We start from the raw sequence: 22,213 nt of genomic DNA, 5'->3' as shown, positions 1-22,213 counted from the left end.
TTGCCCGGGACGGTGATGCGTGGTTGCCGGCCAGCGGCCGGCACTACCGCGCGCGTCTCAGCCCTGCCCGGCGAACACCCGTTCCAGCACCTCGGACAGTTCGTCTTCCGAGAACGGCTTGGTGATGTAGGCCTTGGCGCCCTGGCGCATGCCCCACATGCGGTCGGTGTCCTGGTCCTTGGTGGTCACCAGGATCACCGGGATATGCCGGGTCGCCTCGTCGCGGGCGAGGGTGCGGGTGGCCTGGAAGCCATTGAGGTTGGGCATCACCACGTCCATCAGGACCAGGTCGGGCAGCTCGGCCTTGGCGGTTTCGACCCCGGCGGCGCCATCGGTGGCGGTCAGGATCTGGTGCCCGAGCTTCTCGACGATGCGCTGTATCCCCAACAGCTGCGACGGTGAGTCGTCGACGATCAGAATGCGTGCCATGTTGTTCCCCATGTAATGCCCGCAGTGTAGTGCGGGCCCATTACTGGCGGGAGGGGCGCATCTGCCGTCCGTCGCCTGCCTGCGACGTTCAGTCGATCCGCACCACGGTGCGGCCCAGCGAACCGCCCGCCAGCATCCGTTCGAACACGGCAGGAAGGCCATCGAGGCCGACTTCGGCGGTGCAGATGCGGTCCAGCTGCTGCGGCTTCCAGTCACTGCCCAGCCGCGACCACACTTCTTCGCGCAGCCCGCGCGGTGCATTGGCCGAGGACACGCCCAGCAGTGACACGCCGCGCAGGATGAACGGCATCACCGTCATGTCCAGCGTCGGGCTGGCTGCCAGGCCGGCACTGACCACGCTGCCGTAGGGCACCGTCTGTGCCAGCAGGCTGGCAAGCATGTCGCCTCCGGCATTGTCGAGGCCCCCGCCGAAGCGGGCCGACTGCAGTGGGCCGGTATCGGCCAACGCCGAGCGTGGCAGCACCTCGGCGGCACCGATGCCGTGCAGGAAGTCGGACTGCTCCGGCTTGCCACTGACCGCGTGCACCGTGTAGCCGGCACGGCTGAAGATGGACAGCGCCAGCGCGCCCACACCGCCGCTGGCGCCGGTGACCGCCAGCGGGCCGAGCTCCGGGGTCTGCCGGTTGTCCTGCAGGCGCAGCAGCGCCAGCGCCGCCGTGAAGCCGGCGGTGCCCAGCACCATTGCCTCGCGGGCACTCAGCCCGGCCGGCAGCGCGATCACCGCGCGCGATTCCAGCCGCACGTACTGGCTGTAGCCGCCGTCGCGGGTTTCGCTGAGGCCGCAGCCCGTGGCCAGTACCGCATCGCCTTCACGCCAGGCCGGGTCGGTGGATGCCACCACGGTGCCGGCCACATCGATTCCGCCGACCAGCGGGAAGCGGCGCAGGATCCTGCCCTTGCCGGTGCCCGCCAGCGCGTCCTTGTAGTTGACCGAAGACCAGTGGGCGCGGATCAGTACCTGGCCGGGGTTGAGGTCGTCGACATTGAGCTGGGCCAGGCCGCTGCGGTAGCCGGCGTCGTCGTTTTCGATGCGGAAGGCGGTGAACGGGGTGGTGGGGGCCATCGGCGTTGCCTGACTTCGAGGAAAACGCCACCTTACCCCGTTGCCCCCCTTTCGATCCTGCCGATCCGCCCCATCTTGTATGATCGGTGATGGTTTCACGGCTGGTGGTGCGGGAAGGGCCCGCGCCGCAGCCCAAATCTTGATGGAGCGTGCATGGCCTGGAATACACCCGGCGGCAACAAGGGCGGACAAGGCCCCGAGGACAATCGACGCGGGCCCTTCGGGTCGCGCGGCGGTGGCAATGGTGGTGGCTGGGGCGGACTGCCCGGGCCGCTGAAGGACCTGTTCGACGGTGGCATCATGCGTTGGGTGGTGGCGGCTGTCGTGTTGCTGGTGCTGTTCTCCAGCTTCCAGCTGATCGGCGAACAGCAGCGTGGCGTGGTGCTGCGCTTCGGCCAGTTCTCGCGCATCCTGCAGCCCGGCCCGAACTTCAAGCTGCCGTGGCCGATCGAATCGGTCACCAAGGTCAATGCCACCGAGATCAAGACCTTCTCGATCCAGGTGCCGGTGCTGACCCGCGACGAGAACATCGTCAACGTCTCGCTGAACGTCCAGTACCGCATCGACGACCCGCAGCAGTACCTGTTCGGCACGGTCGATGCCAACCAGGTGCTGGAGCAGTCGGCGCAGAGCGCGGTGCGCGAGGAAGTCGGCCGTGCCGACCTCAACGCCGTGCTGAACAACCGTGGCCCGCTGGCCGTGGCTGCTGAAGAGCGCCTGCAGGCGCTGCTGAAGGCGTTCAAGACCGGCCTGACCGTGACCGGCCTGACCCTGCAGGACGCCCGTCCGCCGGAGGAAGTGAAGCCGGCCTTCGACGAGGTCAACGGTGCCCAGCAGGTCAAGGAACGCTTGATCAACGAAGCCCAGGCCTACGCCGCCAAGGTCGTGCCGGAAGCCCGAGGCCAGGCCTCGCGTGCCCGTACCACCGCCGAAGGCTACAAGCAGGCCGTGGTGTCCAAGGCCGAGGGTGACGCGCAGCGCTTCAGCCTGTTGCAGGCCCAGTACAAGGACGCCCCGGAAGTGACCCGCAAGCGCCTGTGGCTGGAGACCGTGCAGCAGGTGCTGAGCGAGAACCGCAAGGTGATCGGTGGCGATGGCCGCCAGCTGATCTACGTGCCGATGACCGGCGATACCCGTCCCACCACCTCGGCCCCGCCGGGAGTGACCAATCCGGAGGTGGTGATGCCGTCGCTGCCGGGTGCAGCGGCGGAAGCTTCCCGTGATCCGGGCCGGCCGGTGGGCCGCCCGACCGGGCGACCGAGCGGCCGTGAGGAGGGCAGCCGATGAAGAGTCCTATCTGGATTGCCGTGATCGTGGCGGTGGTGCTGGGCCTGCTTGGCTCGGTGTACGTGGTCCGTGAGGACCAGACTGCCATGGTGCTGAACCTGGGCAAGGTGGTGCGTTCGGACATCAAGCCGGGCCTGCACTTCAAGGTGCCGGTGGTGGAAACGGTGAAGGTCTTCGACCGCCGCTTCCAGGTGCTCGACACCGCCCCGGCGCGTTACTTCACCGCCGAGCAGAAGGACGTCAGCGTCGACTTCTTCGCCATCGGCTACATCTCCAACGTGGGTGACTACTTCCGTGCCACCGGTGGCGATCCGCGCATCGCCAACGCCCGCCTGGCACCGATCATCACCGACTCGCTGCGCAACCAGATCAACTCGCGCACCCTGCAGCAGCTGGTCTCCGGCGACCGCAGCGAGCTGATCGCCGAGCAGCTGAAGGGGATCAACGAAGCGGTGGCGGGCCTCGGCATGCAGATGATCGACCTGCGCATCAAGCAGGTGGACCTGCCCACCGACAGCCAGGTGATCAATGACGTGTACGAGCGCATGCGCGCCCAGCGCAAGCAGGAAGCGGCCAAGCTGCGTGCGGAGGGCGAGGAGCAGTCGCTGACCATCCGCGCCCAGGCCGACCGTGACAGCACCGTGCTGATCGCTGAGGCCGAGCGTGATGCACAGCGCCTGCGCGGTGAAGGCGACGCCGATGCGGCGCGCATCTACGGCAAGGCCGGCTCGGCCGACCCGTCGTTCTATGCGTTCTACCGCAGCCTGGAGGCCTACCGTGGCTCCATGACCGACGGCAACGGCGTGATCGTGCTCGACAAGAACGACCCGTTCCTGCAGTACCTGAAGAACGACCGCTGAGGTCGCAGGGCAGTACCCCACGGGGCCCGGCCAGATGCCGGGCCCCGTGCTTTTTCCGGAGTCCCCCATGAAAGATCTGTTCGCCGCCGTCTGCCTGGTGGCGGTGCTGGAAGGCCTGTTCCTGTTCGTCGCCCCATTCGCCTGGAAGCGCATGGCCGAGCGCCTGCTGGACCTGCCCAGCCCAGCCCTGCGCAGCTTTGGCGGGCTGGTGCTGCTGGCCGGCCTGAGCCTGCTGTGGTGGGCGCGGCATTGAAAGGGTAGTGCCGGCCGCTGGCCGGCAACCTGGGATTGCCCACCAGCGGCCGCCTGCGTTCACATGCGTGGCCCGGCTCTGGTAGATGCCAACCTTGGTTGGCATTGCCGGCCAACGGCCGGCACTACCGGGAGGCGCCTGACCGGCCGGTACATGCGTGGCCCGGCTCTGGTAGATGCCAACCTTGGTTGGCATTGCCGGCCAGCGGCCGGCACTCCCGGGAGGCGCCTGACCGACCGGCACATGCGTGGTCCGGCTCTGGCAGATGCCAACCTTGGTTGGCATTGCCGGCCAACGGCCGGCACGACCGGGCGGGGCGGCTGACCGGCCGGTGAAGCCGTCCGTCGGAAAGGTGGCACCCGACCCCGGAAACCCGGATAATGCACAAAAGCCGGACGGGCCTCCCCGTTCGGCTTTTTCCGTGTATGGGCCTTCCATCGCCGGCTGCTCCCCGTTTGGAGCCGCCCTCCAGGTGCTGGCCAGCCCCGCCACGGTTCAACCGTCCGCGGCCCCGATGGCCGCAACATATGAGGAGCCCGTCATGGGTCAGTCTGTCGTAGTGTTGGGTGCCCAGTGGGGCGATGAAGGCAAGGGCAAGATCGTCGATCTGCTCACTGAGGAAATCGGCGCCGTCGTGCGCTTCCAGGGCGGCCACAATGCCGGCCACACCCTGGTCATCAACGGTAAGAAGACCGTCCTGCACCTGATCCCGTCGGGCATCCTGCGTGACGATGCGCTGTGCCTGATCGGCAACGGCGTGGTGATCTCGCCGGCCGCGCTGCAGAAGGAAATCGCCGAGCTGGAAGCCTCCGGCGTGGAAGTGCGTTCGCGCCTGAAGATCTCTCCGGCCGCGCCGCTGATCATGCCGTACCACATCGCCCTGGACCAGGCGCGCGAGCGCGCTGCCGGCGGCAAGGCGATCGGCACCACCGGCCGTGGCATCGGCCCGGCCTACGAAGACAAGGTGGCGCGTCGCGGCATCCGCATCGCCGACCTGCATTACCCGAAGCAGCTGAAAGAACTGCTGCGCACCGCGCTGGATTACCACAACTTCGTGCTGACCAAGTATCTGAACACCGATGCGGTCGATTTCCAGAAGACCTTCGACGAAGCGCTGGCCTTCGGCGAATACGTGCAGCCGATGAAGTCCGACGTGGCCGGCATCCTGCACGACCTGCGCAAGCAGGGTAAGCGCGTGCTGTTCGAAGGCGCGCAGGGTGCGCTGCTGGACATCGACCACGGCACCTACCCGTACGTCACCAGCTCCAACACCACCGTGGGTGGTGCACTGGCCGGTTCCGGCGTCGGCGCCGATTCGATCGACTACGTGCTGGGCATCGCCAAGGCCTACGCCACCCGCGTCGGCGGCGGCCCGTTCCCGACCGAACTGGACGACGAAGTCGGCCAGGGCATCCGTGACCGCGGCGCCGAGTACGGTGCCTCGACCGGCCGTCCGCGTCGCTGCGGCTGGATGGACATCGTCGCGCTGAAGCGCGCCGTGGCCATCAACGGCATCAGCGGCCTGTGCATCACCAAGCTGGACGTGCTGGATGGCATGGAAAAGCTGAAGGTCTGCATCGCGTACGAATACAACGGCAAGCGCACCGAGTACGCGCCGCTGGACGCGCAGGGCTGGGAAGACTGCACCCCGGTGTACCTGGAGTTCCCGGGCTGGAGCGAGAACACCCACGGCATCACCAACTGGGACGACCTGCCGCCGGCCGCACGTGCCTACCTGCGTTCGCTGGAAGAGCTGGCCGGTTGCCCGATCAGCATCGTCTCCACCGGCCCGGACCGCGACCACACCATGGTCCTGCAGGATCCGTTCGCCTGAGTGAGTGACCGGTAGCACTGGGCCTTGCTTGGCGCCGCTGGAAGGAAAAGCCCCGCGAAAGCGGGGCTTTTTCGTTACTGTGTCGGCACGGCCAGCAGGGAAATGACGTGATGACCCGGATGTCAGCGTGAAGGGCGTAACGGTGGTGCGGATCACCCTGTGGGTGCTGTGGAGCCTGTGGGGCATCGCCTGTCTGGTACTGGTGCTGGGTGCGGCTGCCAATACCCTGGCTTCGCGCACGCAGACGGTGCCGCTGGTGCTGAGTCCTGGCGCAACCGCCCAGATCACCGTCTACCGCCTCATCGATGACCAACTGCGCCTGCGCCTGCGCTATGCCGCGGACGGTACAGAGGCTGACCCCGAGGTGCTGCTGCGCATCGAAACTCCGACCGATCAGGGAGACTTCCGTGCAGGGGAGCGTTCGGGAGTGGCCGGGCAGGGCATCAATCGCGCGCTGGCTTCGGTTGAGTCCAGCGGCCTCACGGCGTTCTACTTTGGATATGGCCGCGGCGACGCATTGCCACGCGGCCGCTCATGGCTACGGGTAACCGTGCTGGAGGTGGACCCGGCCCTGGCCGGGCACGCGGCAGACATCGAGCTGCAGCCACCGCTGGACCTGCTGAAGCTGACCGACCTGGATTACATCTGGCTGTGGCCGTTCTTCTTCTGGAAGATGGCGGCGTTCTTCCTGCTGATCTTGGCAGGGGGATTGGCCATACTCACGACTCTTCTGCGCAGGCTGAATCGGCGTATTCCCGTTACGTGATCAGGCATCGGCGGCACCGAGCACGGTGTCGCGGTGCAACTACATCCTAGCTCGCGTGATTGATGGAGCCTCTGCCCCGAGGTGGCCGGTCGCTGGATCGCTTCGGATTACTGTAGATTCCCTTCCATATCAACTCATATTCATGGATGAATCATGCTGACTCACGTTTGCCAGCGCTTTCAACCGGTCGGGCATGGAACCTTCTTTACTGGCATCGTCAGTGATGATTCCAGCAAGGGATTCAGTTGGGTGTATGACTGTGGCTCACGCAGGCCTAGCCATGTGGTACCGCTCGTTGGGCGGCTGAATACTTGGGGGGATCTCCCGCAGGAATTGGATGTTCTGGTGATTTCTCATTTTGACGTTGATCACGTAAATGGGATTCGCGAGTTGCTGAAGAGTCGGCGGGTAAAACGGATGGTGTTGCCTTTCATGGATATCGGACAGCAGCTCGAGAACGTGATGGAACTGTTGGATGACGAAGAAAACACTGAAGAGAATGGGAGTGAAGGTCTGCTGGATGCAGTCCTCCTTCAGCTTGTTCCCGTCCGTTGGTTGGCAGCGAATGGGTTTGAGGACAATGTCGGCGAGTTGATGTTCGTCCAGTCCGGAGGGCCGGCGGAAGAGGGTGAGAACATCGAACCGTTCCCTGACAGCGGCGGCAATGAAAGCGATCGTGTTGCAGTAAGTGAAGAGTATGTTCTTTCCACTCGCGGGGCTGAAATTGAGCGTGCATCGGTTCGATTGGTCGAGGACTCCGCCAGGCGCAGGGCAGGCACTTTCCCCGTTGAGTTGACCTTCTTCAACTCGATGGGGAGCGATCTCTTCGAGACGGATGACTCGGGCCAAAGGTTGAGCAGGCTATCCCAGAAGACAGTGAAGGAGCTTCGCGACCAACTGGCGACGATCCTGTCCGATTTGGGAATGGATCAGCCGGAGCAGGCAGTGGGCTCCGCTTCCGTTGACTGGAGGGGAAAGCTCCGTGAATTCTATGACGGCCACTTCGGAGGGGATGGGCATCATCGGAACAATATCTCCCTGTGTCTGATGATACGTCCGCTTGGGAAAGAGCTACGGCAGTGCAAATTTTTCAAGGAGCACGAACCTATGAGCAGTGCTGGTGTTTCCTCTCATGGTGGACTGCTGTTGTTGGGTGATCTGGGCATCGACCAGAATAGGTTCGCCGAACTCAAAGCGCACTTCGGTCATAAGCGATGGAGCAGCTTGAGCGCAATCCAGGTTCCTCATCATGGATCTCAGCACTCGTGGGCGACGGGAACCGCGAAGATGTTTGGTGATCTCACCTTTGTTCATTGCGCCCCAGGCGATAAGAAACTCCCTCATCCCAGCGTGGAACGGGATCTGCAAGGCAATGGAACCGTCCATATCGCGACTTACAAAGTGGGTGTCGAACTGGACTATCACTTCTAGCCTTGGAACGCTGGCCCAGGCCCCATCACATTCCTGAATCAATAAATGGAGTGGTGCAGGCACACATCAAGATTGCGGCCTTGCGTGCCGATAGGGCCACATCCCCCCGTTTTGGATGTACCGATGAACTATTTGAGGAACGTCAGGGTTGCCTGGCGTCTTGGGCTGGGCTTTGGCCTGTTGCTGCTGCTGGTTGCCGCCGTGGTGACCACCGGCGCCACCGCAAGTGTCGTGCAGAAGCGCGCGATGCAGCAGGTGGTCGATGTCAGCGTGGCCAAGGTGCGCCTGCTGTCGCAGATGCTTGATGCCAACAACCAGATGATGGTGGTGCGCCGCGAGATGCTGATCCGCCAGGGCGATGACCGCGGCCACGACGAGCAGCGTATCGCCGATCTGGTCAAGCGCTACGAGGCCAGCTGGACCGCCTACCAGGCGCTGCCCAGCGACGCCGACGGCAAGGCCATCGCGGAAACCATCGCCGCCAAGCGTGCCATTGCGCGTCCACTCAACAAGCAGACCAGCGAACTGATGGAGCAGGGCGACTACCCGGGCGCCGTAGCGCTGACCCTGGGCCCCGTGCAGGAAGCAGCAAACGGCTGGAACAAGGCGCTGTCCGATGGCGTGGACTTCGAAGAGAAGGAAAGCCGTGAGGCAGCCGCCGAGGCGATCCGCCTGGGTGAGCGCAGCCTGCTGCAGCTGCTGGTGCTGGGCGGCGTCGCGCTGCTGGTGGGCATCGGTGCCTCGGTGATGATCGGCCGCAGCCTGACCGGTCCGCTGGCCCGCGCGGTGAACCTGGCCGAGCGCCTGTCCAAGGGACAATTGGACCAGGAGTTCCGCCTTGGCGGCCGTGACGAACTGACCCAGCTGGGCGAGGCGATGGCCAGCGTGCGGCAGAGCGTGCAGGCGGCGATCGGCGCACAGCTGCAGATGGCTGAGCAGCATGAGGCGGGCGCGATCCGCTATCGCATGGACGTCACGGCGTTCCCCGGTGACTTCGGTCGCATGGTGCAGGCCACCAACAGCTTGGTCGAATCGCACGTGCAGGTGGAACTGCTGATGGCCGAGGTGATGCAGCGCTACGCCATCGGCGACCTCAGCCGTGACCTGCCCGACTACCCGGGCGAGAAGGGCACGCTGACCCGTACCCTGGCCGCGGTGAAGCAGAGCCTGATGGCGATCAACGCGCAGATCGATGAATTGGCCCGCGCCGCACGCGCCGGTGATTTCAGCATGCGTGGTGATGCCGCTGCGTTCCAGTACCAGTTCAAGGCGATGGTCGAACATCTCAACGGCATGATGGCCAGTTCACAGGCCAGCATCGCCGATGTCTCCGACGTGCTGCGCGCGATCTCGCACGGCGACCTGACCGCACGCATGGACGGCGAGTACGACGGCGTGTTCGCACGCATGCGCGACGATGCCAACACCACCACCGCACAGCTGACCGGCATCGTGCATGGCATCCAGGTGGCTGCCGACAGCATCAACAACGCGGCGCAGGAACTGGCCGCCGGCAACAACGACCTGTCGCGCCGTACCGAGCAGCAGGCAGCCAATCTGGAAGAAGCGGCCGCATCGATGGAGGAACTGACCTCCACCGTGCGCCAGAACGCCGAGCTGGCGCGTCAGGCCGACAGTGAAGCGCATGCGGCCGGTGCCGCCGTGCGCGAGACCGAGCAGGCGATGGCACAGATGGCCTCGGTCATGGGTGAGATCGACCAGTCCTCGGCACGCATCTCGGAAATTTCGACGGTGATCGATGGCATCGCGTTCCAGACCAACATCCTGGCGCTGAATGCTGCGGTGGAAGCGGCGCGTGCAGGTGAGCAGGGGCGTGGATTCGCCGTGGTCGCCAGTGAAGTGCGGACGCTCGCGCAGCGTGCCGGTGTCGCCGCCAAGGAGATCAAGGAACTGATCGAAGATGCCGCTGCCAAGGTGAAGAGCGGCCTGGCAGTGACCGTTGAATCGGAAGCCGCGATCGCCCGCGTAGCCCAGGCAAGTTCGCGCACCACCCAGCTGATGAGCGACATCGCAGCGGCAAGCAAGGAACAGGCCGCCGGTATCGAGCAGGTCAACCAGGTGGTGGTGCAGATGGACCAGGTGACCCAGCAGAACGCTGCGCTGGTGGAAGAAGCCACCGCGGCGAGCCGCGCGCTGGAAGAACAGGCGCATGCGCTGACCACGTCGGTTTCGGTGTTCAAGGTGGAGCAGGGCGCGCGCATGCCCATCATGCCTGCGCAGGCGGCGTAAGCAACCTGCGACTGGATGTTGGATGGCGCCCTGCATGCGCTCCCGCGTGCAGGGCGTCGATGCGCGCAACCGGTCCGTGCCGCTGGCTAGCGCCCGCGCGCGGCGCGTTCGATCAGCCAGCCGGCTGCGTACAGCAACAGCAGTGTTGGCGGAAGCAGCACTGCATACGCGGTCGACCAGGGTTTGCCGTACAGCAGGCTGCCTGCGCCGATGGCATCGAGTGCGGCGGACTGTAGGGTGATGGGGAGCGCCATCAGGATATAGGTGCCCTTCGGGTCCGCGTCCGACTGCGCGCCGTGAACCAGCCATGCGGTCAACAGCAGGTAGACCACGCAAAGCGCAAGACCGGTCCAGCTCAGTAATCGCCGCATCTTCATTCGCATGCCTCCGTTCAACGGACGTCGAAGCGAGCCTGCAGAGGCAGGCTCACATTCCGCAGCAGATCCCTGACCACCACCTGCGCAGTCCATGTGCCTTTCGGATCACTGGCCTCGGCGACGAACTTCAGGTGCAGGTTGGCCATGTACAACAGGGTTGGCGGGCCGGGCAGGGCAGTGGTGAAACAGGGAACATCGGGTTCGTCGATACTGGTACTGCCGTCCGGACGTAGCATGCGCAGATCGCAGTGCACCTTGGGTACGCGGTTCTCGTCCAGTTGCGGGTTGGACAGGAATGTCAGCAAGAACAATTCACCGCCCAGGTGGACTTCGTTGGCCTCGGTAAAACCGGGAGTGGTCTCCGGTGGGGTTTCCCACTTGGCCTGCCAGTCGGCATCGGAGGTAACCAGCAGCGATGCAGCAAAGCCACCGCTGGATTTCATAGCACCGGTCTCCGGCATCGCCTTGCCGTCCCCGTTTATCCAACCATCGCTGGCGGAGCTGTTCAGTGGCAGCATCATGGCCATCATGGCCATCATGGCCATCATGGCCATCATGGCCAGCGCGTAGGTCCATCGCACCAACGGCTCTCCTTGGCAGCCGCGTTCCGCGGCAGAGCGGGCAGTATTGCTCAACCTTGACCGGCAAAGCAGCCGGAGAGCCGGAGCAGAGGTTCCGTTGCATGCCGATGTGGGTGATGCTTGTCAGCAAAGGAGGTGACATGGGAATCGGGAGCGAGGAAAAGCCGGGCTGTGATTCAGCATCGGCTGCGCCGCAGCACGTGCTGATGCTGCCCGGCCTGGATGGCTCCGGCAGCCTGTCCACCCCGTTTCTGTCAGCACTTCAGGCTCATGGGCTGACGACGCAGGCGATTACGCTACCTGCGCAGGGAGGGCAGGATCACGCCACGCTAGCCCAACGGCTGTGGTCGCAGCTGCCCGGCCATCCCTTCATCCTGCTTGCCGAGTCCTTCTCGGGCCCGTTGGCAGTTGAACTGGCCACGCGACACCCTACCGGGCTGCGCGGACTGGTGCTTGCCTCGACCTTTGCGCGTCGGCCGGTGCCATTGCCGGCAGCCAGCGCAGCCCTGCTGTCGCCGGCTTGGCCTCTGCCTCCCGTGGCGTTGCTGGCGCGCCTGCTGCTGGGGCGGTGGCGCACCCGCGAGCACATGTCGATGCTGCGCGATGCGTTGGTCCAGATTCCGGCGATCACGTTGCGGCAACGCGCCGCAGCGACCCTGCGGGTCGACGTACGCGCATTGCTGTCGGCAATCGAAGTGCCGACGCTGTGCCTGCACGCGTGCCATGACCGCCTGCTGTGGCCGCCCAGCGTGGCAGAGCTGCAGGCCCTTTTGCCGGATGCTCGTCATGTTTCGCTGGAAGGGCCGCATCTGCTACTCCAGGCGCGCGCCGACGCAGCTGCAGCCGAAGTTGCCGCGTGGATGAGGACGCTGTCGCCCTGATCGAAGGGCTCAGCCGCGCGCGCGGGTACGTGCTGCCTTCTTCGCTGCCACCCTGCGCACGGTCTTCTTTGCCGCACGGGTCTTCGCTGCCTTCTTCGCGGCAGCACTACGCGAGGCGGGAGTGCTGGCCTTCTTGGCCACCGTCTTCTTTGTCGTCTTCTTTGTGGCTGTCTTGCGAGCCGGTGCCTTCTTAGCCGCCGCCTTCTTCGCAGGTGCCTTCTTCGCTGCCGTCTTGGGTGTGGCCTTCTTTGTAGCGGACTTCCTGGCAGGCGCCTTCTTGGCAGCGGTCTTGCGGGTCGCCTTCTTCGTACCCTTGCGTGCGCTGCCGCTACGCTTGCCGCCGCCATCCTGCTTGTTCACGGTAGCCCAGGCAATACGCTCGGCCGTGCCTTCGCCGGCACCGCGCTCGCGCTCGCTTTCCTCGATGTGCTCGGCCTGGCGCTTCTGTTTGTCGGTATATGCGGATTTGTCACCACGGGGCATGACGGTTCTCCTGTCGTTGTAGTCAGGCCAGCAGGCGCAGCTTGGGTTCACGCGCCCATTGGCGGGTGGCGGCGACCGCCAGGAAGGCCTTGGCATCTTCCGCTTCGACGATGCCGGCATCGTTGCCGACCCTTGCTGCCTTCAGCAGCGCATGGCCGCCGGCATCGCTGGCAATGGCCTTCAGGTGCGCCCACGCCTGGCTGACGAATTCGATGGCTGCACTCTCTTTCGACAAAGCCTTCGCGGCCTCCGGGCTGAGCACTGCGGCCACCGCATCGAACACGGCCGAGGGGGTGCCCGCCAGCTGCCCATCCGCCGCCTGCAAGGCGCCATCGCTGAGCGTGGCGCCACCCACTTTGGGGGCGACCAGCTTCACGTCTGCACCTGCTTTCCTGGCTGCTTTGCTCAGGCTGGCAATGATGCGAGCGTCGGAGCCTTCATCGAACAGGATGCCGATGCAGCGACCCTGCAGGGTAGGCTTGTTGCGCCCGATCACTCGCACCTCGGGAGCGGGGGGCATGTCCCGCACCGGGGTGGCAGTCGGCGCGGGGTCGGGCAGTGCAGGCAACGCCAACCCGTCGGCCACGCGCTGTGCCAGTGAGTCGTCGATATTGCGCAGGTGGCTGAGGGTACGCACCCGCACCTTCAGCGTTTCCACCTTGGACAACTCGAACACCAGCGCCGATGCCAGATGGGCCTGTTCCGGCTTTTCAAGGCTACGGAAGAACATGCGGGCCTGGCTGTAGTGGTCGGCAAAGCTCTCCGCGCGGATGCGGCCCTTGCGGCCATCGTCCGTGCTGGCGTGACTGCGGAATCCGCTTGAGGCCTCGCGCGGTGTGTCTTCCTGCAGCGAGCTGGGATCGTAGGCCACCCGGCCCTTGGGCACCTGCATCTGCATGTGCCCGTCGCGCTGATGATTGGAAAACGGGCACTTCGGAGCATTCACCGGGATCTGGTGGAAGTTGGGGCCGCCCAGGCGCAGCAGCTGGGTGTCCAGATAGGAGAACAGGCGCCCCTGCAGCAGCGGGTCGTTGCTGAAGTCAATGCCGGGCGGCACGTTGGCCGGGCAGAACGCCACCTGCTCGGTCTCGGCGAAGAAGTTGTCCGGCCAGCGGTCCAGCACCATGCGGCCGATGACCTGCAACGGCACCAGTGATTCGGGAATGATCTTGGTCGGGTCCAGATGATCGAACGGGAATGCGTCGGCCTCTTCTTCCGTAAACAGCTGCACTGCCAGCTCCCATTCCGGGAAGTCACCGCGCTGGATGGCCTCGAACAGGTCACGGCGATGGAAGTCATTGTCGGCCGACTGCAGCTTCAGCGCTTCGTCCCAGACCGTTGACTGGATGCCCAGCTTCGGCCGCCAGTGGAACTTGACGAAGGTCGACTCACCTGCCTCGTTCAGCAGGCGGAAGCTGTGCACGCCGAAGCCTTCGATCATTCGCAGCGAACGCGGAATGGCACGGTCGCTCATTGCCCACATGATCATGTGCATCGACTCGGGCATGAGCGAGATGAAATCCCAGAAGGTGTCGTGGGCCGTGGCCGCCTGCGGGAAGGCACGGTCCGGTTCCATCTTCACCGCGTGCACCAGGTCCGGGAATTTCATGGCGTCCTGGATGAAGAACACCGGGATGTTGTTGCCGACCAAGTCCCAGTTGCCCTCCTTGGTATAGAACTTGACCGCGAAGCCGCGCACGTCGCGCGGGGTGTCCACCGAGCCTGCGCCACCGGCTACCGTCGAGAAGCGGGTGAACACGGGTGTCTTCACGCCTACCTCGGTCAGGACGCGCGCGCGGGTATGCGCTTTCAGCGATCGGGTCAGTTCGAAGTAGCCATGTGCTGCGCTGCCACGTGCGTGCACGATGCGCTCGGGAATGCGTTCGTGATCGAAGTGGGTGATCTTCTCGCGCAGGATGAAGTCCTCCAGCAGCGTGGGCCCCCGAGCTCCCTGCCGCAGGGAGTTCTGGTTGTCCGCCACCGGGATGCCCTGATCGGTGGTCATCACCGGATGGCTGCCCCCGGCCTGCTGGTGCAGTTCATCACCGTTGCCCCGGTGTTGGTTTTCAGCGTGGGTGGTTGCGCGCTTGCCGGTCGGCTTGCTGGCGGCCATTGACGTTGGCTCCGGAGGATCTGAAAGAGAACCACGACACTGGAACCGAGCCCGTTAAACCGAGGTCCGGCAAAGGTGAACGTACAGGCAAAAGCAGGCTCGGGTATGCTTGCCCCATGCGAGTCGAGCCCGCCGACATCGAAGCCCTGTTCGACGCCATCCCGGATGTGCTGTTCTTCATCAAGGACCTTCAGGGGCGTTACACCCACGTCAACCAGACCATGCTGCGGCGGCTGGGTCTGCGCGCGCGCAAGGACGTGATCGGGCGTACCGCGGCCGAGATCTACCCGACCGGCCTCAGTGCGGACTACGTCGACCAGGACGCCCGCGTGCTGTCCGGTGAGGTGATCGAGAACCTGATGGAGCTGCACCTGTTCGCCAACCGCGAACCGGGCTGGTGCCTGACCTGCAAGCGCCCGCTGGTGGTCGATGGGGCCATCGAGGGCCTGATCGGCATATCCCGCGACCTTGGCCAGAAGGACAGCCTGGGCACCCAATACGAGCAGCTGCGGCTGGCCCTGGCCCACCTCAATGCGCACTACGCCGAGAACGTGCGCATGCAGACCCTGCTGGACATCACCGGCTTCTCGCTGTCCAAGCTGGAGCGCAGCTTCCGCAAGGTGTTCCAGATGACCCCGCAGCAGGTGCTGACCCGGCTGCGGATCCAGATGGCCATGCACCTGCTGCACGGTGACGACAGCATCGCCTGCATCGGCCAGGCCTGCGGTTTCAGCGACCAGAGCGCCTTTACCCGCAAGTTCAAGGCTGAAACCGGTTTCTCGCCGCGCGCCTACCGGGCCCGTATTGGTGGCAACGTCGGCGAGCCGGCGCTGGCCTGAGCCGCCTGCTGCGCTGTGCCTATCCCCGTGGGCACGGGACAGGGTAAGGTGTCGCCCCTGTAGCCGCCGCCAGCCCTGCCGATGCCCAACTCGATTCCGACCGCTTCGCCGTCCCGCCTCGGGCACTCGCTCAAGCCCCGCCAGCTGATCATGATGGGCCTGGGCAGCGCCATCGGCGCCGGCCTGTTCCTCGGCTCGGGCGTGGGTGTACAGGCAGCCGGCCCGGCGGTTCTGGTGTCGTATCTGGTCGCTGGTGCGCTGGTGATCATCGTGATGAACGCACTGGGCGAGATGGCGGCGGCCAAGCCGACCAGTGGCGCGTTCTCGGTCTATGCCGCTGATGCCATGGGCGCCACCGCCGGCGCCACCGTGGGCTGGCTGTGGTGGGTGCAGCTGGTGATCGTGATCGCCGCCGAGGCGGTAGGCGCGGCCGGGCTTCTTGCCACGGTCTGGCCGGCGATACCGGTACCGATGGCGGCGCTGGCCTTCATGCTGTTCTTCACCGCGATCAATCTGCTCGGGGTGAAGAACTTCGGCGAGTTCGAATTCTGGTTCGCCATCCTCAAGGTGGTGGCGATCCTGGCCTTCATCGCCATCGGTGTGGCGCTGCTGATGGGCTGGCTGCCGCAGGTCACCTCGCCGGGCTTGAGCAACTTCACCGAGCATGGCGGCTTCGCGCCGAAGGGGCTGGCCGGCATCGGCACGGCGCTGCTGGTTGTCGTTTTTGCCTTTGGCGGCACCGAGATCGTAGCCGTCGCTGCGGCCGAAACCGAAGATCCCGAGCGCAGCATTGCCCGTGCCATCCGCACCGTGGCCTGGCGCATCCTGGTGTTCTACATCGGCTCGCTGAGCGTGATCATCGCCGTGGTGCCGTGGACCAGCGAGGCGCTGAAGTCGCCGTTCGCTGCGGTGCTGGATATCGCCCGCATCCCGGGCGCGGGTACGGCCATCACCCTGATCGCGGTGATCGCACTGCTGTCGGCACTCAATGCCAACCTCTACGGCGCCTCGCGCATGATGTATTCGCTGGCGCAGCGCCGCGAGGCACCGGCGGTGCTCGGCTGGACCGACCCGCGCCAGGTGCCGGTGATCGCCGTGCTGGCCAGCGTGCTGTTCGGCTTTGCCGCCACGGTGATGGAACTGCTGTTCCCGGACCGGGTGCTGCCGGTGCTGCTGAACATCGTCGGTTCCACCTGCCTGCTGGTGTGGACGCTGTCGCTGGTGTCGCAGCTGGTGCTGCGTCGCCGCGCGGATCGCCTGGGTACCCGCCTGCCGTTCCGCATGGCCGGCTTCCCGTGGCTGACCTGCTGCGCGCTGGCGATCCTGGCACTGATCTTCGGCCTGCTGCTGAGCGAGTCGCACACCCGCCTGCAGTTCCTGTCGATGGTGGCGTTGACCGCCACGATCGCCACCAGCAGCGCCATCGCACGGCGCATGCGCGAGGCGTGATTGAAGCTGCCGGCCAGCGGCCGGCACTACCACGGGGGCTGCACATCCGCCGTGCCATCCTGATCGTGTGGGCCGTCCGCGGCCCGTCGACCAGGAGTACCGCATGCTGCGCAGCCGCCCCTTCCTGATGTTCACCGGCCAGGCCGAAGCGGCCTTGGCTCTGTATGCCGAGGCCTTCGCCGATTTCCGCCTGCTGGCAATGCAGCGCCATCCGGACGGCGCCGGTGCCGGCGTGCCCGGGCAGGTCCGCCAGGCCATCTTCCTGCTCGGTGGAACCCACTACCTGTGCTTCGACAGCCTGGACGTGCACGATTTCACCTTCTCACCGTCGATCTCGCTGTTCGTGGAGTGCTCCGGCGCCGAGCAGTTCGAACGTGCCGCACGCGTGCTGGGTGAGGGCGGCCATTGGTTGATGCCGGTAGGCGACTATGACTTCAGCAACCGCTACGGCTGGGTGCAGGACCGCTTCGGCGTGTCGTGGCAGTTGAGCCTGGGGCAGATGCCGGATCCGTGATCGGATGTTTGTGGGTGTGGACCTTGGTCCACACGCGCTTATGAAAACGGCCCGCTTGCGCGGGCCGTTTTCTTTACCGATGCAGCGAGGAATCACGCCTCGACTTCATCATCCTTGTAGGCATCGACCGGGATGCAGGCGCACATCACGTTCTTGTCGCCGTACACGTTGTCCACGCGTGCCACCGGCGGCCAGTACTTCTGCAGCTTCAGGCTCGGCAGCGGGAACGCAGCCAGTTCACGCGGGTAGGCGTGGGTCCACTCGCTAGCGGTCACCGCGGTCGCGGTATGCGGCGCGTTCTTCAGCGGGTTGTCCTCGCGGTCCAGGCGGCCGTCTTCGATCGCGGTGATCTCCTCGCGGATCTGGATCATCGCGTCGATGAAGCGATCCAGCTCGTGCAGCGATTCGCTCTCGGTCGGCTCGACCATCAGCGTGCCCGCCACCGGGAAGCTCAGGGTCGGAGCGTGGAAGCCGAAGTCGATCAGGCGTTTGGCCACGTCCTCGGCGCCGATGCCGCTGGTCTTCTCCAGCGGGCGCACGTCGAGGATGCACTCATGCGCCACCAGGCCGTTGCGGCCGGTGTAAAGCGTCTTGAAGTGCGGGGCCAGGCGCTTGGCGATGTAGTTGGCGTTGAGCTGCGCGATCTGGGTGGCCTTGCGCAGGCCGTCGCGGCCCATCATCGCGATGTACATCCAGCTGATCGGCAGGATCGAGGCGCTGCCGAAGCTGGCCGCGCTGACCATGCCGACCGGGCCGTTGTCACCCAGCTTGCCCGGCAGGAACGGGGCCAGGTGCTCCTTGACCGCGCACGGGCCGACGCCCGGGCCGCCACCACCGTGCGGGATGCAGAAGGTCTTGTGCAGGTTCAGGTGCGAAACATCCGAACCCCACTTGCCCGGCTTGGCCACGCCGACCAGGGCGTTCATGTTGGCACCGTCGGTGTACACCTGGCCGCCGTGCTTGTGGATGATCTCGCAGATCTCCACCACCTCTTCCTCGAACACGCCGTGCGTGGACGGGTAGGTCATCATGATCGCGGCCAGGCGGTCGCTGTACTTCTCGGCGTTGAGGCGGATGTCCTCGACGTCGACGTTGCCGTTGGCATCGGTCTTGGTCACCACCACCTTCATGCCGCACATCTGTGCCGAGGCCGGGTTGGTGCCGTGCGCCGAGTCCGGAATCAGGCAGATATCGCGATGTTCCTCACCGCGCGAGCGGTGGTAGGCGCGGATCGCCAGCAGGCCGGCGTACTCGCCCTGCGCGCCGGAGTTCGGCTGCAGGCTGACCGCGTCGTAGCCGGTGCATTCCACCAGCATCGCTTCCAGCGTGTCGATCAGTTCCTTGTAGCCCAGCGCCTGGTCGGCCGGCACCAGCGGGTGGATCTGCGAGAACTCCGGCCAGGTCACCGGAATCATCTCGGCGGTGGCGTTGAGCTTCATGGTGCACGAGCCCAGCGGGATCATCGTGCGGTCCATTGCCAGGTCCTTGTCGGCCAGCGAACGCAGGTAGCGCAGCAGCTCGTGCTCGCTGTGGTGGGTGTTGAACACCGGGTGGGTCAGGAACGCGGACTGGCGCAGCAGGCCGGCCGGCAGCGCATCGGCAGTGCTGGCATCCAGTGCGTCGACGTCCAGCGAGGCACCGAACACGGCAGCCACGGCGACGATGTCGGCGCGGGTAGTGGTCTCGTCCAGGCTGATGCCGACCGAGTCGCTGTCGATCGCGCGCAGGTTGTAACCGGCGGCGCGTGCCTTGGCGTGGATCTCATCGGCATGCACGCCGGTGACATGCAGGGTGTCGAAGAAGTCACCACCGACCTGCACGCCGGCGTTGCGCAGCGCGGCGGCCAGGATCGAGGCCAGGCGATGGGTGCGGCGGGCGATGCGGGTCAGGCCGTCCGGGCCGTGGTAGACGGCGTACATCGACGCCATCACCGCCAGCAGCACCTGTGCAGTACAGATGTTGGAGGTGGCCTTCTCGCGGCGGATGTGCTGCTCGCGGGTCTGCAGGGTCAGGCGGTAGGCCGGGTTGCCCTGCGCGTCGATCGAGACGCCGATCAGGCGGCCCGGCATCGAGCGCTTGTAGGCGTCACGGCACGCCATGAAGGCGGCGTGCGGGCCACCGAAGCCGAACGGCACGCCGAAACGCTGGCTGTTGCCGACCACGATGTCCGCGCCCCATTCGCCCGGGGCGGCCAGCAGGGTCAGGGCCAGCAGGTCGGTGGCGACGGCCACCAGGCCGCCGCGTGCGTGCACGGCATCGACCAGCGCCTTGTAGTCGCCGACCTGGCCGAAGGTGTCCGGGTACTGCAGCAGCAGGCCGAAGGCTTCCGCTTCCAGCGCTTCGGCCGGAGTGCCGACGCGCAGCACGATGCCCATGGGCTCGGCGCGGGTGCGCAGCAGTTCCAGCGTCTGCGGGTGCACGGCGTCGTGCACGAAGAAGGTGTCCGACTTCGACTTGGCCGAACGCTTGGCCAGGGTCATCGCTTCGGCGGCGGCAGTGGCTTCGTCCAGCAGCGAGGCGTTGGCGATTTCCATGCCGGTGAGGTCGGCGCACAGGGTCTGGAAGTTGATCAGCGCTTCCATGCGGCCCTGCGAGATTTCCGCCTGGTACGGGGTGTAGGCGGTGTACCAGGCCGGGTTTTCCAAGATGTTGCGCAGGATCACGTTCGGCGTGTGGGTACCGTAGTAGCCCTGGCCGATGAAGCTGCGCAGCACGGTGTTCTTGTCGGCGATCGCACGGATCTTCGCCAGTGCCTGCACTTCGGTCATCGACTCCGGCAGCGCCAGCGGCGCCGGCGACTTGATCTTGGCCGGTACGATGGCATCGGTCATGCCATCCAGCGACGCGTGGCCGACGACATCGAGCATCTGCGCGATCTCGGCGTCGTTGGGGCCGATGTGGCGCTCGACGAACGCATTGTGGTGCTCGAGCTCACGCAGGGAAGGGGTGTTCTGGGACATGGCGAAGGATCCGTCAGGAAAGGGCACACGCACGGGCACAAGCCGCCGGTCGGCGGTCTGCGGGGCGCCCCTCTGTCCTTTTGCCTGAGAGTTTAAAAGCGCGGCGGACCGCAGCTTCGTGCCCCTTCGGCGCCGGATCGAACCGGTCTCTCCAGAGTTCTGTTACGGGTGGTATCGGGCCTGAGCGATTACGGGCGTTGCGCCTTCGGCAGCGGTGTTCCGCTTCTCCCACCGTGTTGCCCGCTGATTATAGCCCGTTGCGGGCCCGCCGGCCGCCTCCAGGCATGGCCGCCGCGCCTGAATGGCCGATGGCCCGGCCGTGCGTTTTGTGCACCGCTGCATGGCATCGGGCGCAATCCCCACCTATGATGGGCGGATACCCGAATTCATCTGGCGCCGTCCCTGCAGAAGGGGACCGGCGCCCGCCGTGCGTGCCGCGCATGGCCCTGCCGGACGCCTTCCCCATGACCGCCGCTGTTGCTCCCTCCACCCGCCGCATGGCCCTGCTGCTCGCCGGTCTGGCCATGTTCGGTCCGTTCTCGATCGACACCATCTTCCCGGCGTTCCCGCAGCTGGCCCAGCGCCTGGCGGTGGACGAAGTGGCGGTGCAGCAGACCATCAGCGTGTACCTGTTGTTCTACGGCCTGATGAGCCTGGCGCACGGCCCGCTGTCCGATGCCTGGGGCCGCAAGTGGGTGATCCTCGGTGGCCTGGTGGTGTTCGTCGGCGCCTCGGTCGGCTGCGCGCTGTCCACCGACCTGACCACGCTGCTGGCGTTCCGCGCGCTGCAGGGCCTGTCGGCGGGTGTCGGCATGATCGTCGGCCGAGCGGTGATCCGCGACCTGTACCACGGCCATGACGCGCAGCGGCTGATGAGCCAGGTGTCGATGCTGTTCGGCATCGCCCCGGCGATCGCCCCGATCATCGGTGGCTGGATCCTGCTCAGTGGCGCCGGCTGGCCGCTGATCTTCTGGTTCCTGGTGGTGTTCGGGCTGGTCCTGCTGGCGGCCACTGCGCGCTACCTGCCGGAGACCCATCCGGTTGAAGCGCGCGTGCCGTTGTCGCCGCGCACGTTGATGCGTGATTACCTGCGCATCGGCTTCAACCCGCGCTTCCTGCGCCTGGCGCTGGCCGGCAGCATCGGCTTCGGTGGCATCTTCCTGTACATCTCCTCGGCGCCGGTGTTCGTGATGCAGCACCTGCATCTGGGCGAGGGCGGCTTCGCCTGGCTGTTCATCCCCACCATCGGCGGCATGACCACCGGCTCGTTCCTGTCTGGGCGCATGGCGGGGCACACCACGCCTACCCGCCAGGTCGCCATCGGTTTCGGCCTGTGCGCGCTGTCGGTGCTGTTGAACGTCGGCTACGTGGCGCTGGCCCCGCAGTTTGTGCTGCCGTGGGCGGTGCTGCCGATCTTCCTGGGCGGCATGGGCATGGCGCTGATCTTCCCGATCCTGGCGCTGGCGGTGCTGGACATGTACCCGCACCAGCGCGGCCTGGCCTCGTCGCTGCAGGCGTTCGTGCAGCTGATGATCAGTACCGTGGTGGCCGGCGTGGTGTCGCCGCTGCTGAGCGCCAGCCCGCTGCACTTGGCCCTGGGCCAGGCCGCGTTCTTCGGCGCCGGCTTCGTGTTCTGGTACTGGGAACACCAGCGCGAGCGCGCGGCGCAGGCAGCCTGCACGGGCCATTGAGCAGCGCGCAGGGGTAGGGCGGACGGGGATGCCGGCACATCCTTGCAGCCGCGGACAACCGGACTAGGCTGGGCATTCCAGCCAGCCGGTGCGTGGATGCACGACAGCCAGCCAATCCGATGTCGTTGCAT

General features: G+C 65.8%; 18 protein-coding genes, 1 pseudogene and 1 riboswitch. Of the genes and pseudogenes, 12 read left to right on the top strand and 7 right to left on the bottom strand.

All coding sequences use genetic code 11. The features are described from left to right. Positions 1–57: 57 nt before the first annotated feature. Together pilH and ACZK3W_RS16605 are read right to left on the bottom strand one after the other, a co-directional pair. Positions 58–429 carry a twitching motility response regulator PilH gene (gene pilH, locus ACZK3W_RS16610; protein ID WP_005410644.1) on the bottom strand — a complete coding sequence of 124 codons (372 nt, stop codon included), beginning with the start codon at positions 427–429 and terminating at the stop codon, positions 58–60. Positions 430–517: 88 nt separating this feature from the next. Continuing rightward, entirely contained in the window at positions 518–1,513 is a 996-nt protein-coding gene (locus tag ACZK3W_RS16605) for a YhdH/YhfP family quinone oxidoreductase (protein WP_197616324.1), read from the bottom strand. Between the two features lie 153 nt (positions 1,514–1,666). On the opposite strand from ACZK3W_RS16605, the gene hflK reads away from it, so the two are divergent. The 7 genes from hflK to ACZK3W_RS16570 all read left to right on the top strand — a co-directional run bounded on the left by hflK (position 1,667) and on the right by ACZK3W_RS16570 (position 10,194). After that, positions 1,667–2,800, top strand: coding sequence for an FtsH protease activity modulator HflK (gene hflK / locus ACZK3W_RS16600; RefSeq protein ID WP_049401370.1), 1,134 nt, complete (start codon positions 1,667–1,669; stop codon positions 2,798–2,800). Further along, on the top strand, positions 2,797–3,660 hold the full coding sequence (gene hflC, locus ACZK3W_RS16595; RefSeq protein WP_010482785.1) for a protease modulator HflC: 864 nt from the start codon (positions 2,797–2,799) through the stop codon (positions 3,658–3,660). Before hflK ends, hflC begins: the two co-directional genes overlap by 4 nt. Positions 3,661–3,727: 67 nt before the next feature. Then, complete coding sequence (locus tag ACZK3W_RS16590; protein ID WP_005410640.1) at positions 3,728–3,913, top strand: DUF2065 domain-containing protein; 186 nt, start codon at positions 3,728–3,730, stop codon at positions 3,911–3,913. A gap of 541 nt (positions 3,914–4,454) precedes the next feature. Next, positions 4,455–5,747 carry an adenylosuccinate synthase gene (locus tag ACZK3W_RS16585; protein WP_197616326.1) on the top strand — a complete coding sequence of 431 codons (1,293 nt, stop codon included), beginning with the start codon at positions 4,455–4,457 and terminating at the stop codon, positions 5,745–5,747. Positions 5,748–5,874: 127 nt separating this feature from the next. Then, positions 5,875–6,513 carry a hypothetical protein gene (locus ACZK3W_RS16580; RefSeq protein WP_197616329.1) on the top strand — a complete coding sequence of 213 codons (639 nt, stop codon included), beginning with the start codon at positions 5,875–5,877 and terminating at the stop codon, positions 6,511–6,513. A 153-nt stretch (positions 6,514–6,666) separates the two neighbouring features. After that, positions 6,667–7,944 (top strand): ComEC/Rec2 family competence protein, encoded by a 1,278-nt coding sequence (locus ACZK3W_RS16575; RefSeq protein ID WP_197616331.1) that lies wholly within the window; start codon positions 6,667–6,669, stop codon positions 7,942–7,944. A gap of 123 nt (positions 7,945–8,067) precedes the next feature. Beyond that, positions 8,068–10,194, top strand: coding sequence for a methyl-accepting chemotaxis protein (locus tag ACZK3W_RS16570; RefSeq protein ID WP_197616333.1), 2,127 nt, complete (start codon positions 8,068–8,070; stop codon positions 10,192–10,194). Between the two features lie 86 nt (positions 10,195–10,280). Here ACZK3W_RS16570 and ACZK3W_RS16565 read toward each other — a convergent pair whose 3' ends face one another. Both ACZK3W_RS16565 and ACZK3W_RS16560 read right to left on the bottom strand, forming a co-directional pair. Beyond that, positions 10,281–10,571, bottom strand: coding sequence for a hypothetical protein (locus ACZK3W_RS16565; protein WP_107432237.1), 291 nt, complete (start codon positions 10,569–10,571; stop codon positions 10,281–10,283). 14 nt (positions 10,572–10,585) lie between these two features. After that, positions 10,586–11,152: a hypothetical protein gene (locus ACZK3W_RS16560; RefSeq protein ID WP_293795323.1), complete on the bottom strand. Its 567-nt coding sequence runs from the start codon at positions 11,150–11,152 to the stop codon at positions 10,586–10,588. A 140-nt stretch (positions 11,153–11,292) separates the two neighbouring features. Here ACZK3W_RS16560 and ACZK3W_RS16555 point away from each other — a divergent pair, with 140 nt between their 5' ends. Beyond that, entirely contained in the window at positions 11,293–12,033 is a 741-nt protein-coding gene (locus ACZK3W_RS16555) for an alpha/beta fold hydrolase (protein ID WP_125895332.1), read from the top strand. A gap of 9 nt (positions 12,034–12,042) precedes the next feature. Here ACZK3W_RS16555 and ACZK3W_RS16550 read toward each other — a convergent pair whose 3' ends face one another. Continuing rightward, on the bottom strand, positions 12,043–12,516 hold the full coding sequence (locus tag ACZK3W_RS16550; RefSeq protein ID WP_197616335.1) for a hypothetical protein: 474 nt from the start codon (positions 12,514–12,516) through the stop codon (positions 12,043–12,045). 22 nt (positions 12,517–12,538) lie between these two features. After that, positions 12,539–14,572 (bottom strand): annotated as a pseudogene (locus tag ACZK3W_RS16545) (catalase); the annotation flags it as partial. Between the two features lie 173 nt (positions 14,573–14,745). Between ACZK3W_RS16545 and ACZK3W_RS16540 the strand changes: the two are divergent. The 3 genes from ACZK3W_RS16540 (at position 14,746) to ACZK3W_RS16530 (ending at position 17,431) form a co-directional block, all read left to right on the top strand. Continuing rightward, a complete protein-coding gene (locus ACZK3W_RS16540; protein ID WP_032127825.1) occupies positions 14,746–15,468 on the top strand; it encodes an AraC family transcriptional regulator in 723 nt (240 codons plus the stop codon). 81 nt (positions 15,469–15,549) lie between these two features. Next, a complete protein-coding gene (locus tag ACZK3W_RS16535) occupies positions 15,550–16,917 on the top strand; it encodes an amino acid permease (RefSeq protein ID WP_125895312.1) in 1,368 nt (455 codons plus the stop codon). Between the two features lie 103 nt (positions 16,918–17,020). Next, complete coding sequence (locus tag ACZK3W_RS16530; RefSeq protein ID WP_005410627.1) at positions 17,021–17,431, top strand: VOC family protein; 411 nt, start codon at positions 17,021–17,023, stop codon at positions 17,429–17,431. A 92-nt stretch (positions 17,432–17,523) separates the two neighbouring features. On the opposite strand, the gene gcvP is transcribed toward ACZK3W_RS16530, so the two are convergent. Next, positions 17,524–20,391 carry an aminomethyl-transferring glycine dehydrogenase gene (gene gcvP / locus ACZK3W_RS16525; protein WP_197616337.1) on the bottom strand — a complete coding sequence of 956 codons (2,868 nt, stop codon included), beginning with the start codon at positions 20,389–20,391 and terminating at the stop codon, positions 17,524–17,526. A gap of 62 nt (positions 20,392–20,453) precedes the next feature. Further along, a riboswitch (glycine riboswitch) is annotated at positions 20,454–20,556 on the bottom strand. A gap of 299 nt (positions 20,557–20,855) precedes the next feature. Between gcvP and ACZK3W_RS16520 the strand changes: the two genes are divergently transcribed. Further along, positions 20,856–22,082: a multidrug effflux MFS transporter gene (locus ACZK3W_RS16520; RefSeq protein WP_049401428.1), complete on the top strand. Its 1,227-nt coding sequence runs from the start codon at positions 20,856–20,858 to the stop codon at positions 22,080–22,082. Positions 22,083–22,213 lie beyond the last annotated feature (131 nt).

It is taken from the genome of Stenotrophomonas sp. 80084_Sma (genome assembly GCF_056481995.1).
This window is presented reverse-complemented; position numbering and strand designations above follow the sequence as displayed.

Excerpts from the sequence above, each read along its gene's own strand:
- pilH (WP_005410644.1), bottom strand. The coding sequence starts at position 429 with ATGGCACGCATTCTGATCGTCGACGACTCACCGTCGCAGCTGTTGGGG.
- ACZK3W_RS16605 (WP_197616324.1), bottom strand. The coding sequence starts at position 1,513 with ATGGCCCCCACCACCCCGTTCACCGCCTTCCGCATCGAAAACGACGAC.
- hflK (WP_049401370.1), top strand. The coding sequence starts at position 1,667 with ATGGCCTGGAATACACCCGGCGGCAACAAGGGCGGACAAGGCCCCGAG.
- hflC (WP_010482785.1), top strand. The coding sequence starts at position 2,797 with ATGAAGAGTCCTATCTGGATTGCCGTGATCGTGGCGGTGGTGCTGGGC.
- ACZK3W_RS16590 (WP_005410640.1), top strand. The coding sequence starts at position 3,728 with ATGAAAGATCTGTTCGCCGCCGTCTGCCTGGTGGCGGTGCTGGAAGGC.
- ACZK3W_RS16585 (WP_197616326.1), top strand. The coding sequence starts at position 4,455 with ATGGGTCAGTCTGTCGTAGTGTTGGGTGCCCAGTGGGGCGATGAAGGC.
- ACZK3W_RS16575 (WP_197616331.1), top strand. The coding sequence starts at position 6,667 with ATGCTGACTCACGTTTGCCAGCGCTTTCAACCGGTCGGGCATGGAACC.
- ACZK3W_RS16570 (WP_197616333.1), top strand. The coding sequence starts at position 8,068 with ATGAACTATTTGAGGAACGTCAGGGTTGCCTGGCGTCTTGGGCTGGGC.
- ACZK3W_RS16565 (WP_107432237.1), bottom strand. The coding sequence starts at position 10,571 with ATGAAGATGCGGCGATTACTGAGCTGGACCGGTCTTGCGCTTTGCGTG.
- ACZK3W_RS16555 (WP_125895332.1), top strand. The coding sequence starts at position 11,293 with ATGGGAATCGGGAGCGAGGAAAAGCCGGGCTGTGATTCAGCATCGGCT.
- ACZK3W_RS16550 (WP_197616335.1), bottom strand. The coding sequence starts at position 12,516 with ATGCCCCGTGGTGACAAATCCGCATATACCGACAAACAGAAGCGCCAG.
- ACZK3W_RS16540 (WP_032127825.1), top strand. The coding sequence starts at position 14,746 with ATGCGAGTCGAGCCCGCCGACATCGAAGCCCTGTTCGACGCCATCCCG.
- ACZK3W_RS16535 (WP_125895312.1), top strand. The coding sequence starts at position 15,550 with ATGCCCAACTCGATTCCGACCGCTTCGCCGTCCCGCCTCGGGCACTCG.
- ACZK3W_RS16530 (WP_005410627.1), top strand. The coding sequence starts at position 17,021 with ATGCTGCGCAGCCGCCCCTTCCTGATGTTCACCGGCCAGGCCGAAGCG.
- gcvP (WP_197616337.1), bottom strand. The coding sequence starts at position 20,391 with ATGTCCCAGAACACCCCTTCCCTGCGTGAGCTCGAGCACCACAATGCG.
- ACZK3W_RS16520 (WP_049401428.1), top strand. The coding sequence starts at position 20,856 with ATGACCGCCGCTGTTGCTCCCTCCACCCGCCGCATGGCCCTGCTGCTC.